This window comes from Clostridium sp. (genome assembly GCF_051654825.1).
In the GTDB taxonomy this organism is placed as follows: domain Bacteria; phylum Bacillota; class Clostridia; order Clostridiales; family Clostridiaceae; genus Clostridium.
Map to the genome: position 1 here is coordinate 1 of NZ_JBOFYU010000124.1, position 17185 is coordinate 17185.

General features: G+C 30.2%; 16 protein-coding genes and 1 pseudogene. 16 read left to right on the plus strand and 1 reads right to left on the minus strand.

All coding sequences use genetic code 11. The features are described from left to right. The 11 genes and pseudogenes from priA to ACRDBA_RS07685 form a co-directional block, all read left to right on the plus strand. Nucleotides 1–1736: pseudogene (gene priA, locus ACRDBA_RS07635) on the plus strand (primosomal protein N'); the annotation flags it as partial. Between the two features lie 13 nt (nt 1737–1749). Next, nucleotides 1750–2193: a peptide deformylase gene (def, locus tag ACRDBA_RS07640; protein WP_438572331.1), complete on the plus strand. Its 444-nt coding sequence runs from the start codon at nt 1750–1752 to the stop codon at nt 2191–2193. Nucleotides 2194–2209: 16 nt separating this feature from the next. Continuing rightward, complete coding sequence (gene fmt, locus ACRDBA_RS07645; protein ID WP_438572332.1) at nt 2210–3136, plus strand: methionyl-tRNA formyltransferase; 927 nt, start codon at nt 2210–2212, stop codon at nt 3134–3136. Between the two features lie 28 nt (nt 3137–3164). After that, complete coding sequence (locus tag ACRDBA_RS07650) at nt 3165–3851, plus strand: zinc metallopeptidase (RefSeq protein ID WP_438572371.1); 687 nt, start codon at nt 3165–3167, stop codon at nt 3849–3851. 12 nt (nt 3852–3863) lie between these two features. Continuing rightward, entirely contained in the window at nt 3864–5183 is a 1320-nt protein-coding gene (gene rsmB, locus ACRDBA_RS07655) for a 16S rRNA (cytosine(967)-C(5))-methyltransferase RsmB (protein WP_438572333.1), read from the plus strand. A gap of 8 nt (nt 5184–5191) precedes the next feature. After that, a complete protein-coding gene (gene rlmN, locus ACRDBA_RS07660; RefSeq protein WP_438572334.1) occupies nt 5192–6223 on the plus strand; it encodes a 23S rRNA (adenine(2503)-C(2))-methyltransferase RlmN in 1032 nt (343 codons plus the stop codon). Nucleotides 6224–6236: 13 nt separating this feature from the next. Beyond that, the gene (locus ACRDBA_RS07665; RefSeq protein WP_438572335.1) at nt 6237–6953 is read left to right on the plus strand and encodes a Stp1/IreP family PP2C-type Ser/Thr phosphatase; all 717 of its coding nucleotides are present in this window, start codon (nt 6237–6239) and stop codon (nt 6951–6953) included. A 1-nt stretch (nt 6954) separates the two neighbouring features. After that, nucleotides 6955–8964 carry a Stk1 family PASTA domain-containing Ser/Thr kinase gene (gene pknB / locus ACRDBA_RS07670; RefSeq protein WP_438572336.1) on the plus strand — a complete coding sequence of 670 codons (2010 nt, stop codon included), beginning with the start codon at nt 6955–6957 and terminating at the stop codon, nt 8962–8964. Nucleotides 8965–9108: 144 nt separating this feature from the next. Next, the gene (gene rsgA / locus ACRDBA_RS07675; protein WP_438572337.1) at nt 9109–9978 is read left to right on the plus strand and encodes a ribosome small subunit-dependent GTPase A; all 870 of its coding nucleotides are present in this window, start codon (nt 9109–9111) and stop codon (nt 9976–9978) included. Continuing rightward, the gene (rpe, locus tag ACRDBA_RS07680; protein ID WP_438572338.1) at nt 9972–10616 is read left to right on the plus strand and encodes a ribulose-phosphate 3-epimerase; all 645 of its coding nucleotides are present in this window, start codon (nt 9972–9974) and stop codon (nt 10614–10616) included. The genes rsgA and rpe overlap by 7 nt, the downstream gene beginning before the upstream one ends. Before the next feature lie 4 nt (nt 10617–10620). Continuing rightward, a complete protein-coding gene (locus ACRDBA_RS07685) occupies nt 10621–11256 on the plus strand; it encodes a thiamine diphosphokinase (protein ID WP_438572339.1) in 636 nt (211 codons plus the stop codon). 260 nt (nt 11257–11516) lie between these two features. Here ACRDBA_RS07685 and rpmB read toward each other — a convergent pair whose 3' ends face one another. After that, a complete protein-coding gene (rpmB, locus tag ACRDBA_RS07690; protein ID WP_008678335.1) occupies nt 11517–11708 on the minus strand; it encodes a 50S ribosomal protein L28 in 192 nt (63 codons plus the stop codon). Nucleotides 11709–11948: 240 nt separating this feature from the next. Between rpmB and ACRDBA_RS07695 the strand changes: the two genes are divergently transcribed. From ACRDBA_RS07695 to coaD, 5 genes are all read left to right on the plus strand, one after another. Beyond that, nucleotides 11949–12299, plus strand: coding sequence for an Asp23/Gls24 family envelope stress response protein (locus tag ACRDBA_RS07695; protein ID WP_438572340.1), 351 nt, complete (start codon nt 11949–11951; stop codon nt 12297–12299). An 11-nt stretch (nt 12300–12310) separates the two neighbouring features. After that, nucleotides 12311–13945, plus strand: coding sequence for a DAK2 domain-containing protein (locus tag ACRDBA_RS07700; protein WP_438572341.1), 1635 nt, complete (start codon nt 12311–12313; stop codon nt 13943–13945). Nucleotides 13946–14030: 85 nt separating this feature from the next. Continuing rightward, nucleotides 14031–16061, plus strand: coding sequence for an ATP-dependent DNA helicase RecG (recG, locus tag ACRDBA_RS07705; RefSeq protein ID WP_438572342.1), 2031 nt, complete (start codon nt 14031–14033; stop codon nt 16059–16061). A gap of 65 nt (nt 16062–16126) precedes the next feature. Further along, on the plus strand, nt 16127–16678 hold the full coding sequence (gene rsmD, locus ACRDBA_RS07710) for a 16S rRNA (guanine(966)-N(2))-methyltransferase RsmD (protein WP_438572343.1): 552 nt from the start codon (nt 16127–16129) through the stop codon (nt 16676–16678). A gap of 21 nt (nt 16679–16699) precedes the next feature. Continuing rightward, nucleotides 16700–17179, plus strand: a complete 480-nt coding sequence (coaD, locus tag ACRDBA_RS07715) for a pantetheine-phosphate adenylyltransferase (RefSeq protein ID WP_438572344.1) — start codon at nt 16700–16702, stop codon at nt 17177–17179. The last annotated feature ends 6 nt before the right edge of the window (nt 17180–17185 follow it).

The window sequence follows — 17185 nt, forward strand, 5'->3', positions numbered from 1 at the left end:
AATTAACTAAGGAACACTCAATAGGTATATATAAATTAAATAAGTTAATAGAAGAAGGTTATCTTAATTCTCAAGAAGAGATAGTATATAGATATAATAGTAGAGAATATAGAGAATTTAAAGAAGAAAACCTAACAATTGAGCAAGAATATGCAATTAATAAAATATTAAATACAGATAAAAATATTGTTTTATTAAAGGGTGTAACAGGTTCAGGGAAAACAGAAGTGTATATGAGACTAGTTGAAAAAGAAATATCAAAAGGAAAGAGCGCTATAATTTTAGTTCCTGAAATATCCTTAACTCCTCAAATGATAGAAAGATTCAAGGGGAGATTTGGAAAAGATGTGGCCGTTTTTCATAGCAAGCTTTCAGATGGTGAAAGGTTTGATGAGTGGCATAGAATAAATGAAGGAAAAGCAAATGTTATAGTTGGGGCTCGTAGTGCATTATTTTCACCTGCTAAGAATATTGGAGTTATAATAATAGATGAAGAACATGAAAATACATATAAGTCAGATAAAAACCCCAAATATCAAGCAAAAGAGGTAGCAGAGTTTTTAAGTAAAACAAAAGGCTGCAAGGTGATTTTAGGTTCAGCTACACCATCTATAGAAACATATTATAGGGCTGTAACAGGAGAAATTGAGCTAGTAGAATTAAAAAACAGAGTAGACTCTAAGCCTATGCCAACTATGGAATTAGTTGATATGAGAAATGAACTAAAAGTAGGTAATATGTCCTTATTTAGTAGAAGACTATATAGCGAAGTTAAAGAGGCATTAAAAAGAAAAGAACAAGTTATTTTATTTTTAAATAGAAGAGGTTTGTCAACTTTTGTTTCTTGTAGAAGCTGTGGTTATGTATTTAAATGTCCAGAGTGTGATGTATCTATGACGTATCATAAAAATGGTTTTTTAGTTTGTCATTATTGTGGAAGGGCTGAAAAAGGTAAGAAGGTATGTCCGAAATGTGAAAGTAAGTATGTGAAATATTTTGGTGCAGGAACACAAAGGGTAGAGGAAGAGGTTTTTAAATATTTTAGTGAAGCAAAAATTTTAAGAATGGATGTGGATACTACAAGAAGTAAGGAATCTTATGAATCTATTTATAATAAATTTAAAAGTGGCGAGGGAGATATTTTAATTGGAACTCAAATGATTTCAAAAGGATTAGATTTTCCAAATGTTACTTTAGTAGGTGTTTTAGCGGCAGATATTTCAATTAATATTCCAGATTATAGATCAGCAGAAAGAACATTTCAAATAATAACTCAAGTTGGAGGAAGAGCTGGAAGAGGAGAAAAAAAGGGAAAGGTTTTAGTTCAAACATATACTCCGGAGCATTATAGCTTGCAATATGCAAAAAACTATAATTTCGAAGGTTTTTTTGATGAAGAATGAAAAGCTAGAGCTTTGATGTATTATCCTCCCTTTGGTAAAATACTATTAATAAATGGACTTTCTAAAAATGAAGATGCTTTAAAAAACTTTATGAAAAAAGTTTCTTTTGAGTTAGAAAACATTGTAAAGGCCTATAATGAAATACAAATGCTAGGGCCTACACCATGTATAATTACTAAAATAAAAGAAAGTTATAGATGGCAAATTGTATTTAAAGGAGAAATTTCTTTAGATTTTTGTAAAAAAATTAAGGATAGGCTTTATGAGTTGAATAAGAATGTATATAATGAAATAAGAGTAACTATAGATATTAACCCAAACAATTTAATATAGGAGGCATAATAAAATGGGAATAAGAAGTATTAGAAGAAATGGCGATGAAGCATTAAGAAAAACTTGTAAACCAGTTGAAGAAATAACAAATAGAACATTAACACTATTAAAAGATATGGCAGAAACAATGTATGAAGCTGATGGAGTAGGATTAGCAGCTCCACAAATAGGAATTCTTCAAAGAATATTTGTAATTGATGTATATGATGATGAAGGATTAAGAGTATTTATAAATCCTGAAATATTAGAAATGAGTGGTTCTCAATTAGGAGAAGAAGGATGCTTAAGTATACCAGGAGAATTAGCTGATGTTGATAGAGCTAATTACGTTAAGGTAAAAGCATTTAATGAACATGGGGAAGAATTTGTTTTAGAAGCAACAGAGCTTTTAGCAAGAGCAATTCAACATGAAAATGATCATTTAAATGGAGTATTATTTATTGATCACGTTAAATAACTAAGGAGGAATGGATATGAAAATAGTATTTATGGGGACGCCAGAATTTTCTGTACCATCATTAAAGAAGCTTATAGAAACTTTTGGAGTAGAATCTGTCTTTACTCAGCCTGATAAACCAAAGGGTAGAGGAAAGAAAATGGCATATTCAGCTGTAAAAGAAGTAGCATTAGAAAATAACATTCCTGTATATCAACCAATTAAGTTAAAAGATGATAAAGAATGTATAGATTACTTAAAGGAATTAAAACCAGACTTTATTATTGTAGTAGCTTTTGGTCAAATATTAACAAAAGAGGTTTTAGATATTCCTAAATATGGATGTATAAACCTTCATGCATCTATTTTACCTATGTATAGAGGGGCTGCACCATTAAATTGGGCAATTATAAAGGGTGAAAAAGTATCAGGTAACACTACAATGTTAATGGATGTAGGTTTAGATACTGGTGATATGTTATTAAAGGATGAAGTGAAAATAGATGATAATATGACTGCAGGAGACCTTCATGATTTATTAATGTCTTCAGGTGGAGACTTATTAGTAAAAACTATAAATGGAATGGTTGAAGGAAAAATAACTCCAGAAAAGCAAGAAGGAGAAACCTTTTATGCTAAAATGTTAAATAAGGACACTGGAAAAATTAACTGGTCAGAATCAGCTATAAATATTCATAATTTAATAAGAGGATTGAATCCATGGCCTATTGCACATACTATTTATAATGAGCAGACAATGAAAATTTATAAAAGTAGTGTTTTAAATGAAAAAAGTAGTAAAGAGCCTGGAACAATTTTAAGTGTTGCAAAAGATGGGATGAAGATAGCTACAGGTGAAGGAGTTATTTTAATTGAAAAAGTACAATTCCCAAATGGAAAGCCTTTAACTATAGAACAGTATATAAATGGAAATGAAATTATGACTAATGTTAAATTAGGTTAATAATTTATAAGGAGAGGGTTTTATGCCAATGTTTTATTTTGATCCAACTTATTTTATATTATTACCAGCGGTTTTAATTGCACTTTGGGCTCAAGTAAAAATTGATAGCACCTATAAGAAATATAGTGATATTCATACTAGGAATGGAAATACTGGAAGTGAAATTGCTAGAAATATTTTAGATGCAGCAGGCCTTTTTGATGTAAGACTTGAAAGAGTAAATAACCACTTAGGTGATCATTATGATCCTACTTCTAGGGTAGTTAGATTATCACCAGAAGTTTATGATGGCACAACTATATCAGCAGCAGGAATTGCAGCTCACGAATGTGGGCATGCGATACAGCACCAAACTAGTTATAAACCACTAGTTTTAAGAACAACAATTGCACCAGTTGTAAATATAGGAAGTAAGCTTTCAGTGTTTTTATTTATGATAGGATTACTATTTAGTTTTCCTATGTTAGCAAAACTAGGGATAGTGTTTTTTAGTGCAGCAGTAATTTATCAGCTAGTAACACTTCCGGTAGAATTTAATGCATCTAGTAGAGCTTTATCAATTTTAGAAACTAGAGGGTTTTTAATTGGTGATGAAGTGAATGGGGCACGAAAAGTTCTAAGTGCTGCAGCAATGACATATGTAGCAGCAACATTAATGGCTATTTCTCAATTAATTAGATTAATAGCACTAAACAATAGATTTAATGATAATTAAAGAGGTATAAAGATGAATAGTAGAAAACTAGCAAGACAAATAGTTCAAAGAGTTTTAGAAGAAGGGGCTTACTCAACATTAGTTCTTTCTAATGAGCTAAATAATAACGACATTTCAGAAAAAGACAAAGGTTTAATAACAGAAATAGTATATGGAACATTAAGAAGAAAGAAAACTTTAGATGTTATTATAGGTAACTTCGTAAAAGATATAAAATTAATGGATGAAACAGTTTTAAACATTTTAAGAGTAGCAATATATCAAATTCACTTCTTAGATAAGGTTCCTGAATATGCAGCATGTAATGAAGCTGTAGAGGAAGCTAAAGAAGTTTCTTTAGAAGCATCAAAGCTTGTAAATGGTATATTAAGAAACTATATAAAAGATGAAAAAGAATTAACTGTACCAGGAAATAGAATAGATGAATTAGCTTACAAATTCTCACTTCAACCTTGGATGATAAGATTATTCATAAAGCAATATGGAGAAGAAAGAACTTTAAAGCTTATGGCAGGTTTAAATGAAACTCCAAAGGTAACTGTAAGAATTAATGGTGTTAAAGCAGATTACGATGATGTTTTTGAAAAATTAGAAGAATTAGGATATGAAGTTGAAGAAGGATATGCATGTCCAGAAGCTATAGCAATTAAAGGTGGAAGAGGACTTGAAAGTAATGAACTTTTCAATGAAGGGCTTATTACAGTTCAAGATGAAAGTGCAATGCTTGTAGCTCCTGTTTTAGATGCAAATGAAGGTGATAAAGTTTTAGATTTATGTGCAGCTCCAGGTGGAAAAACTACACATATTGCTGAACTTTTAGATAATACTGGAGAAGTATTAGCATTTGATTTACATGAAAACAAGTTATCATTAATTAAGCAAAATGTTGAAAGATTAGGATTAACTAATGTTAAATATGCAGAAATGGATGCAACTAAGTTGAATTCAGAATATGTATGTTCAGCAGATAGAGTTTTAATAGACGTTCCTTGCTCAGGATTAGGAATAATAAGAAAGAAGCCAGAAATAAAATGGAATAAAACTAGACAACAATTAAAGGATTTAGTTCCAATTCAAAGAGAAATAATGGAAAATGCTTGGCAGTACTTAAAGCCAGCAGGAACTTTAGTTTATTCAACTTGCACATTAAACAAAGAAGAAAATGAAGAAAATATAGAGTGGTTCTTAGGAAAGCATAAGGATGCGAAAATAGAAAAAATCTATGTAGGTAACAATAGCAACTTTATCTATAATAAAGATGGAAGCTTAACTATATTACCAAATGAATATATGGATGGTTTCTATATAGCTAAGATTACTAAAACAATATAGGTGATAAAATGAAAAACATATTAGATTACACTCTAGAAGAACTTTCAATGTGGATGAAGGAAAATGGGGAAAGTGCTTTTAGAGCAAAGCAAGTTATTTCATGGATATACAAGGAAGTATGGGATTTTAATGATATGAAAAATATTCCTTCTTCGTTAAAGAGTAAGCTTAAAGAAAACTTTTATATTGGTATTCCAAAAGTAATTAATAAGTTTGAATCACAATTAGATGGAACACAAAAATTACTTTTAGCTTTTGATGATGGAAATATTATTGAAAGTGTAATAATGAAATATAAACATGGTAACTCTATATGTATTTCTACTCAAGTTGGGTGCAGAATGGGATGTAAATTCTGCGCCTCAACTTTAGATGGTAGAATAAGAGATTTAACAGCAGGAGAGATATTAGCTCAAATAATTATGGCTCAAAAGTTATTAGGTGATAGAATTTCAAATGTTGTGTTAATGGGAAGTGGAGAACCACTTGATAATTATGAGAATGTTACAAAATTCTTAGAACTTGTAAATGCTGACTATGGTTTAAACATAGGTCAAAGGCATATTACGTTATCAACTTGTGGCTTAGTTCCGAAGATTTACGATCTTGCTGATAGAGGCCTTAGCATAACATTAGCTATTTCATTACATGCTTTTAGTGATGAAAAAAGAAGAGAAATTATGCCTGTTGCTAATAAATATTCTATAAAGGAAATATTAGAATCATGTAAATATTACATAGATAAAACAGGAAGAAGAATAACATTTGAATACTCGCTAGTTTCAGGGGTTAATGATGGAAAAGAAGATGCAAAATCTTTAGGCAAGTTATTGAAGGGGATGTTATGTCATATTAACTTAATTCCTGTAAATGAAATAAAAGAAAATACATTAAAGAGACCATCAAAAAAAACTATTGAAGATTTTGAAGAGATACTTAAGGCTCAAGGGCTTGAAGTAACAGTTAGAAGAGAAATGGGAAGCGATATTAATGCCGCCTGTGGACAGTTAAGAAGAGATTTTATAGAAACCCAAGTATAAGGGAGAGGGTATCATGATTGGTATAAAAAGTGATGTGGGGAATGTAAGAAAATTAAATGAAGATTACGCACATTATATACAAAGGGAAACTTATAAAGTATTTGTAGTAGCAGATGGAATGGGAGGTCATAATGCCGGTGAAGTAGCTAGTGAAATGGCTGTAAACAGTGTTATTGATTATATAGATAAGAATTTTGATACAAATGATATAAATATTCTTAAGAAAGCTGTAGAGTATGCAAACTCTAAAGTTTATGACTTTGGACATAGTAAAGACGAATACAATGGGATGGGGACTACATTAACAGCGTGTCTTATTACTAAGGAATTTATTCATATTGCAAATGTAGGGGATAGTTCTTGCTTTGGAATAAGAGAAGGTATAGTAAAAAAGTTAACAATTGACCATTCGTTAGTCCAAGAACTTGTAGATTTAGGCACAATTACAGAACAAGAAGCACAAAAACACCCGCAAAGAAATATAATAACACGAGCAATTGGAACTAAAAAATGGGTAGATATAGATATATTCAAATTACCTATAGGTAGGTTTGGATTGTTTATGTTATGTTCTGATGGTTTAACTAATGAAGTTAATAATGAGGATGTTACTTCGATTCTAGAAGGTAAAGTAGACTTACAAAGCGTATGTGAAAAGCTTGTAGATTTAGCTAAGTCTAGAGGAGGAAGAGACAACATAACAGTGATGTTATTTGGAGGAGAGGTGTAATATGAATGGAATTATATTAGGTAATAGATATGAACTCCTTGAAAAAATTGGAGAGGGAGGAATGTCAGAAGTATTTAAAGCTAAGTGTAATAAATTAAATAGATTTGTTGCAGTAAAAATACTTAAAAAAGAATTAGCAAATAATGAAGAGATTTCTCAAAAGTTCAAGCGTGAAGCTACTGCTATTGCAAATTTATCAGATGCTAATATAGTAAATGTTTTAGATGTAGGAACTCAAGATGACATTGATTATATAGTAATGGAATATATAAATGGAAAGACGTTAAAGGACGTTATTAAATTTAATGGGAAGCTTAGTTATAATACATCAATAAAAATAGCTTTGCAAGTAGCTAAAGCATTAGAATGTGCACATAAAAACAATATTATCCATAGGGATATAAAACCACAAAACATATTAGTTACAGAATCAGGAGAAATAAAGGTAACAGACTTTGGGATAGCTAAATCAGCAGATTCTTCTACAATTACTAATACAACTAGTATAATTGGATCTGCACATTATTTATCTCCAGAGCAAGCTAAGGGAACTTATATTGATTGCCGTGCAGATATTTATTCCTTTGGGATAGTTTTATATGAAATGGTAACGGGAAGACTTCCTTTTGAAGGTGATTCTCCGGTAACTATAGCTCTTAAGCATTTACAGGAAACTCCAAAGCCTCCAAAGGAGTTAAACTTATCTTTACCAGATAGTTTAAATAAGCTTATACTTAAATGTGTTGAAAAAGAGCCTATTAAAAGGTATCAAAGTGCAAAAGAAATAATTCTTGATTTGCAAAAGATACAGGAAAATCCAGATGTTATAATAGGACAAAGTGAAAGTTTTGATGATCAGCATACTATTGTAATGAGTGCTATAAGTGATGATATGGAGAAAACTACATTTATTTCAAAATTACAAGATGATGATTTTGAAGATTATGACGATGAAGAAGATGATGATTACGATGAAGATGAAGAAGATGAAGAAGAGGGATTCTTTAAGCGTAAAAATAAATCTGAACCTAAAGAAGGTAAAAGAAAAAATAAAAAAATTGTAACTATTATTCTTTCGACTATTTTACTTCTTATTTTAGGAGGAGTTGGATATTTCTTTGCAACTAGTAATATCACTAAAGAAGTAAAGGTACCCAATATTGAAGGGAAAAAAGTTGAAGAAGCTAAAAAAGAATTAGAAAAATTAAAATTAGAGTTAGAAGAAATTGGTACAACAAAAAGTGATAAGCCTGAAGGAACAATTATTGAGGTTAATCCTAAGGTTGGAAGTACTGTTAAAATTAACTCTAAAATTAAAGTAATTATTTCAGGTGGAGAAGAAAAAATTAAAATGCCTGATTTTAGAGATTATGAAGTTAATAATATAAGACAATATTTAGAACTTCAGGAGTTTACTAATTTTACAATTTTAGAAGAATATAATGATAATGTTCCTTATGGATATTTAATAACTCAAAATCCTGCTGCAAAAACAGAAGTAAAGAAAGACAGTAAGATTGAGATTATTATAAGCAAGGGACCAGAAGTTAAGTTAGTGGAAGTTCCGAATGTTATAGGAATGAAAGAGCTAGAGGGAAAAGGAAATCTTGAAAGCTTAAAACTAGTTGTAGAAGTTGAAAAAAGAACTACTAATGATAAAAACCAAGATGGAAGAATTATTGATCAATCAATAGTTGGAAGTAAGGTAGAGGAAGGAACTCCGGTTAAGATTTATGTTGCTCAATTTGAGGAAAAAATTATAGATGTAGCTGACTTAGGATTAAGAGAAGGAATGACAGTGCTAGAAGCTAAGTCTATATTAAAGGGTGCGGGATTAGGTGTAGTTTATAGTGGGCCACAAGGAGATAATGATATTGTAACTTCATTTACTCAAACTGTTAAAGAAGGTGGAACTGTTACTTTAACTACAAAAGAATCTAAGCCGTCAGTAGAACCTCCAACAGAATCTGGTGATGAAGAGCAATCAGCACAAACTGGAAGTTTAAATTAAGCATATATTATTTTATAAAGAAACCAGATTTTCTGGTTTCTTTTATTTTTATAAATTTAATTATAAAAATTAATAAATTTTATTTGCATTTTTTAGGGAAATCTGTTTATTATAAATAGAAAGAATAAAATATACGGAGGTATTATGATAGGAAAAATAATAAAAGGAATTGGTGGATTTTATTACGTTAAAACTAGCGAAGGGCTTATTGAATGTAGGGCAAGAGGGAAGTTTAGACATAAAGATATGAAGCCTATGGTAGGGGATAACGTTGATATAAAAGTCGATGGTGGAAAAGGTGTAATAGAGGATATTTTAGAAAGAACATCAGAATTAATAAGACCTACTGTTGCAAATGTTACACAAGCCTTTGTTGTTTTTGCAATTAAAAATCCAGATATTAATTTTGATCTTTTAAACAGGTTTCTTGTTCTTTGTGAACATAACAATATAGAAGCTATTGTTTGTTTAAATAAAGTAGATCTAGTAACAGATGAAGAAAGAGAAGAAGTAAAGAAAAAAATTAATGATATAGGATATGATGTTCTATATATTAATGCAAAAAAAGGCTTAGGGATAGAGCTTCTTAAGGAAAGATTAAAAGATAATGAAACTGTTTTATGTGGTCCATCAGGAGCAGGTAAATCTACACTTATTAATACTTTAATAGAAAGAGCACATATGGAAACAGGAGTAGTTTCAGAAAAAATAGGTAGAGGTAAGCATACTACAAGACATAGTGAGTTAATAGATATAGCAAATGGATATCTTGTAGATACGCCTGGTTTTTCAACTTTAGAAGTTAACTTTATGGATAAGGAAGAGCTAAGATATTGTTTTCCAGAGTTTGAAGAATATAATCATAAATGTAAATACAGAGGATGTGTTCATAATAAAGAACCTCAATGCGCAGTAAAGCAAGCTGTAGAAGAGGGAAAGATTAATGAATATAGATATAAATTTTATATAAGAACATTAGAGGAAATAATGGATGGGAGGAATAATAAATGGTAAAAATAGCACCGTCAATTTTATCAGCAGATTTTTCGAAACTAGGTGAGGAAGTTCAAAATGTAGATAGAGCAGGAGCAGATTTTATTCATATAGATGTAATGGATGGATCTTTTGTACCTAATATAACCTTTGGTATGCCAGTTATAAAGTCAATAAGGAATAAAACTGAAAAGGTATTTGATGTACATTTAATGATAGATAATCCATCAAATTATATAGATGATTTTATTTTAGCAGGGGCAGATATAATAACTATTCACTATGAAGCAGAAAGGCACATAGATAGGGCGATACAATATATTAAGAGTAAAGGTGTAAAGGCAGCTGTTGCGCTTAATCCTGGGACTCCTACATATGTTTTAAAGGATATCATAAAAGAATTAGATATGGTTTTAATTATGTCTGTTAACCCTGGGTTTGGAGGACAAAAATTTATTTCTTATTCTATAGATAAAATAAAAGAAGTAAAAGAAATGAGTAAAGGTATAAATGAATCTTTATTAATTCAAGTAGATGGCGGAGTAGATAAAAATAATGCTAATGCTCTTATAGAAGCTGGGGCTAATGTATTAGTTGCGGGATCAGCTGTATTTGGTAATGGCAAGCTAGAAGAGAATATAAGCAGTTTAAGAGGATAATAAATTGAATGCGTTAATTATATCAGGTGGGAAAGAGCCGTCAGAAGAACTTTTAAAAAGCCTATTAGATAAGGTTGACATAATTATAGGGGCTGATAGGGGATGTGAAACTTTATATAAATATAAAATTCAGCCACATTATATATTAGGTGATTTTGATTCTGCATCTAAAGAAACTATTTCAAAAATAGAAAGTTTAGGAGTTAATAAAATTAAGTTTAAAGCTGAAAAAGATTTTACTGATACCGAAAGTGCTTTTAATTTAGCATTAGAAAAGGGTGCAACTAAAATATTTATGCTTGGAGTAACGGGGACTCGTTATGATCATGCATTGGGTAATATAGGATTGCTAAAAAAGGCATTGAAGCTTGGGATAGATTGTGAGATATTAGATGATAATAATAGAATTTATATGATAGATAAGAACATAACTCTTAAAGGTAATAAAGGAGATATAGTTTCTTTTCAAGCTTACTCTGAAGTTGTTAAGGGATTGTCAATTATAGGTGCCAAGTATGAGTTAGAAAATTATGATTTACATATAGGGGATTCCCTTACAATATCAAATGAATTTAACTTAAATAACATAAATATTTCATTTGATTATGGGATATTAATGGTTTTACATACAAAAGATTAAAAAAAGATAAAAAAATAATCACTCATTTAGGTTATGCTGCATAGAATAAGTATAAAGGGATGAGTGATTATTCTTTTTTATTTAAGGGGGAATTATATATGAGAATTATAGCAATAAAATTACCAAAGTTTTTATCAAATTTTATTAAGTTTTTTAGAAGAGGAAAATAGTACATAGGAAAAAAATAAAAGAATGTAAGGAAGTTTCCTTTATAAATAAAAAATGCAATTGATTTAATCAATTGCATTTTTTATTTTAACTTATATTGCTCTTTGAACCTTACCGGATCTAAGGCATCTTGTACATACATGAACCGTCTTTGGTGTTCCATTAACTAAAGCCTTTACTCTCTTTATGTTAGGAGCCCAAGTTCTCTTTGATTGACGATGTGAGTGTGAGTATTGTGTACCTGATACTACACCTTTGTTACATACTTCGCATCTTCTTGCCACTTGAAAACACCTCCTTATGTTGTGAAGATAATTTCTCTTCAATAGGACAGATTAGATTTTATCACATAAACCATCAAGAATGCAATAGAAAAATGAAAAAAGTTTAAAAATATATAAAATATGATAAACTTTAATATAAATTATATTATATCCATATAATAAGGTATATAATATTTACTTGAATAATGAATGTAAGTGATATAATATATAGTATAAGGATATTTATAAGGAGGAGTCTACATGGTAGGATATTCAAACGAACTTGGAAATATACATTACTCAGAAGAGGTACTTGCGAAAATAGTTGGATTATCAACAATGGAATGCTATGGAGTAGTTGGTATGGTTTCTAAGAATGCTACAGAAGGTTTCTGGGAACTTATGAGGATAGAAAACTTAAGCAAAGGCGTAAAATTAAACTTTAATGAAGATAATAAATTAGTAATAGAGTTATTTGTTATGGTTGAGTATGGAACAAAAATATCAGTTATAGCAAATAATATTATACAAAAGGTACGTTACAGCGTAGAGAACTTTACAGGGTTAAAAGTATCTTCTGTTACAGTAAACGTTCAAGCTGTTAGAGTCTAGGAGGTAAAGAAATGAACTATGAAAAAATAAATGGCCTTGATTTCTATAACATGGTGGTTAATGCTAGCAATAGATTATTAGAAGAAAGTGCTTTTGTTAATGCTTTAAATGTATTTCCTGTTCCAGATGGAGATACAGGAACAAATATGTCTGCAACATTTAAAGCAGCAGTAAAGGAAATAGAAGGATTGAACTCTGAGTCTATAGGAGAAACTTCAAAGAAATTAGCTAAGGGAGCTCTTATGGGAGCAAGAGGAAACTCAGGGGTAATTTTATCTCAAATATTAAGAGGTATCTCTAAAGGACTTGAAGATAAAACAGAAGTAAATGCTATAGAGCTAGCTATTGCCTTTAAGGAAGGAAGTAATGCTGCATATAAGGCTGTTATGAGACCTACAGAGGGAACTATATTATCAGTTATAAGAGCTGCTGCTGAAGCTGCTATAGAAGCTGATGTTAAAGATGTAGTTGAGCTTATGGATGTAGTAGTAATAGAATCAAAAAAGATGCTTGATAAAACTCCAGAATTATTACCAGCACTTAAAAAGGCTAAGGTAGTAGATTCAGGTGGTATGGGATTATACATTATCTTAAAGGGAATGTATGATGCTTTAAAAAATGATATAAAAGCTGAAATAAAAGATATAAGCCCATCAAGTGCAGGCGGAGCTGGAGCACAAGGAACTGAAGAAATAGATATTAAGTTTGGTTACTGTACAGAGTTTATAATTTTAGGAGATGCAGCTAAGGCAAATAAATTCCAAAGTGATATTGAAACTTTAGGAGATTCAGTAATAGTTGTTGGATATGAAGATGTAATAAAAGTACATATTCATACAAATGATCCTGGAACAGTTTTAGCTAAAGCAGTTCAAGTAGGAGAATTATCAAAAATAAAAATTGATAATATGAGAGAAGAGCATAGAGAACTACTTGAAAAAGAAGTTAATGTAAATAGTACTGAAGAAACTGTAGTTGAAGAAGAAGAAAAGAAATATGCATTTGTTTCAGTAGCAATGGGTCATGGTATTACTAATATATTTAAAGACTTAGGTGTTGACTATGTAATTGAAGGTGGTCAAACAATGAATCCATCAACTCAAGATATTATGGAATGTATATCTAAGGTAAATGCTGAACATATATTTATATTACCAAATAACAAAAATATAATTATGTCAGCTAATCAAGCAGCAGAAATATCAGATAAGGATGTTAGGGTAATACCAACTACAACAATACCTCAAGGAATAACATGTATAACAATGTTTAACCACGAAGGTGATGTTGATTCAAATGAAGAAGCTCTTAAAGAAGCTATGGAAATGGTAAAGACAGGCTCTGTAACATATGCTGTTAGAGATACAGAAATAGATGGAATAGAGATAAAAGAAGGCAATATGCTAGGACTTGTTGAAGGTAAGATAAAGAAAGTTGGAAGCGATTATTGCGAAACAGCAGAAGAAATTCTAGAGCAAATGATAGATGAAGATAGTGAATTAATTACTATATTCTATGGTAAAGATGCTGATGAAGAAAAAGTTAATGAATTAGTATCAAAATTAGAAGATAAATATAGTGATTTTGATATTCAAGCATATAATGGTGAACAACCACTTTACTACTTTATAATGTCAGTAGAATAGTAAGTATAAATAAAGCACGAGAGGTTACTACGTATATATGTAGTCTTCTTGTGCTTTAATAATTTGTTTATTTGGAGGTGCTCAAATGAATGTAACAGCAGATATATCAGCTGTTAAAGGTGTTGGTCCAAAGCTTACTGAAAGGCTAAATAGATGTGGGATATTTACAGTAATGGATCTTCTTTTATACTTTCCAAGAGATTATGAATTTATTAGAGGAAATATCTCAGTAAACGAAATAGATGGAGAAGAAAAGCAAATATTAACATGTAAGGTTATAGGTTATGACAGAGATGTTAAAACTAAAACGGGAAAATATATTTCAACTATAAAGTTTGATTATAATGGTCATATAGTTGAGGGAAAATGGTTTAATCAAAGGTTTATTAGGAACTCCTATAGAATAGGGGAAAGCTATGACTTGGTAGGTAAGTTTAAAAGAATAGGAAATAAGCTTGAGATTGTGAATCCAATTTTAGGATGTAGGGATGCAAAAAAAAGTGAGATAATTCCCAAATATCCTTTAAAGGGAGATTTAACAGATAAAATACTTTCAAAATTAGTTAATCAAGTATTAGATTCAGTACAAATAACAGATAATTTGCCAAAGGAATTATTAGAAAAATACAAGCTTATAGATTTAGATTCAGCTATAAGAAGCATTCACTTTCCTTTTGGAAAAGATCATCTTGAAAAAGCGATTACAAGATTGAAGTTTCAAGAATTATTTACATATTCTATGAAGTTATTACTATTAAAGAATAAGTTAAGAAGTAAAGATGGAATAGTGTTTAATTGGGCTAATGAATTAAAGGATTTAAAAGAATCATTACCATTTGATCTTACAGAAGCTCAAACAAATGTAGTAAGAGAAATACTTAGAGACCAAAAAAGTCATTTTCCTATGAATAGATTAGTTCAAGGAGATGTAGGAAGCGGTAAGACAATAGTTGCTCTTATAGCTATATTTAATGTAATAAAAAATGGCTTTCAAGCATCATTAATGGTACCGACAGAAATATTAGCTAATCAGCATTATAATGAAGCTAAGAAATTATTTGAAAAATTTAATATAGAGGTTGAATTGCTTACTGGAAGTACAAGTGCAAAGGAAAAGAGAAGGATAAAAGAAAGGATAGCTTCTAAGGATGAAATTTTAGTTATAGGAACTCATGCTCTAATACAAGAAGATGTTCAATTTAGTAATTTAGGACTAGTAGTAACAGATGAGCAACATAGATTTGGAGTTGAGCAAAGAAGTAGATTAATTAATAAGGGAAGGCGTCCAGATGTTTTAGTGATGACGGCAACACCTATACCAAGAACCTTAGCGTTATGCATTTATTCGGATTTAGATGTGTCTGTTATAGATAAACTTCCACCAGGAAGAAAAAAGATAGATACTAGATTTTATCAAGGTGATGAAAGAAATGAAGCATATCATTTAGCAGTTAGTGAAATCAAAAAAGGTAGGCAGGTATATATTGTATGTCCATTAATAGATGATGATGAAAAAATGCAGCTTAATTCTGTGGAAAAGTTATATAATGAGTTAAGGGATGGGATTTTTAGTGGAATAAAGGTGGAAATATTACATGGTAAAATGAAGCCGAGGGAAAAGGATGATATTATTAATGACTTTAAGAATGATATAACAAAGGTCATAATATCTACAACAGTAATTGAAGTAGGAGTTAATGTTCCTAATGCATCTGTAATGATAATAGAAAATGCGGAGAGGTTTGGGTTAGCTCAATTACATCAATTAAGAGGTAGGGTTGGAAGAGGTCAATATGAATCGTATTGTGTTCTTATAGGGAATGCAAAAAGTAATAATACAAAAAAAAGAATGGAAATAATGACAGAGTCTACAGATGGTTTTTATATATCTGAACAAGATTTAAAGCTTAGAGGTTCAGGTGAGATGTTTGGACATAGGCAAAGTGGAGATGAAGGATTAATTTTAGCTGATATATATGAGGATATAGATATTTTAAAATGTGCAAGACATGAGGCACATGTATTATTATCATCAAATGAAGCTGTTGCATTAAGAGTTTGCAATGAAATAGCTAAATCCTTAGAAAGATGGAGTCGTTATATTTGTTTTAATTAAAAAAATTGTATATAAAAAAATATTATGTTAAAATTATTATAATAATACCTAAGGAGGAAATATAGATGAGAATAATAGCAGGGAAAGCTAGAGGGCGTAAGTTAATACCTCCTGCAACAATGGAGACGAGACCAACATTAGACAGAGTGAAGGAAGCTATGTTTAGTATTATCCAAGGGTATGTACCGGATGCAGTTGTAATAGATGTATTTGCAGGAACAGGAAGTCTAGGTTTAGAAGCAGCAAGTAGAGGGGCAAAAGAAGTTTATCTTATAGATAAAAGCTCAGTTACATTTCCACTTTTAAAGCAAAATGTTGAAAATTTAAAGTTTACAGATTTTTGTACAGCTTTAAATAAGGATTCATATGAAGTATTAAGGGACTTTGGAAGAAAAAATAAAGTCTTTGATCTTATATTTATTGATCCACCATATTGTAAGGAAATGATTCCAGAAGCTATGAAGATAATAAAAGAAAATAACCTATTAAGTGAAAATGGAGTTATTGTTACTAAAATAGATTCAATTGAAGAAATTTATGAGGGTAATGAAAATATAAAGCTTACACAAAGTAGAAGATATGGTAATACTACTGTATGCTTATATAAGCGTCAGTAGAGGCATAAGAGGGGGAGAAAAATGAAAATTGCCATTTATCCTGGGAGTTTTGATCCTATAACAAATGGGCATTTAGATATTATAACTAGAGGGGCAAAAGTTTTTGATAAGCTTATAGTTGCGATATTAGTTAATGTTGATAAAAAAGGATTATTTGATATTAAAGAAAGAGTAGAACTTATAGAAAGAGTTACAGGGCATCTTCCTAATGTTGAAGTTAAATGCTTTAATGGATTATTAGTAGATTTTGCAAAAATGAATAACTCTAATGTAATTTTAAAGGGATTAAGAACAGTTTCAGATTTTGAATATGAGTTTCAAATGGCACTTATGAATTCTAAGTTAGATTCAGAAATTGAAACAGTATTTATGATGACTTCTTTACATTATTCATACTTAAGCTCTTCTTCGGTAAAACAAGTTGCTAAATTTGGGGGATGTATTAAGGGGTTAGTGCCAGAGGAAATTATTCCTGATATAATAAAAAGAATTAATGAATAAAGGGTG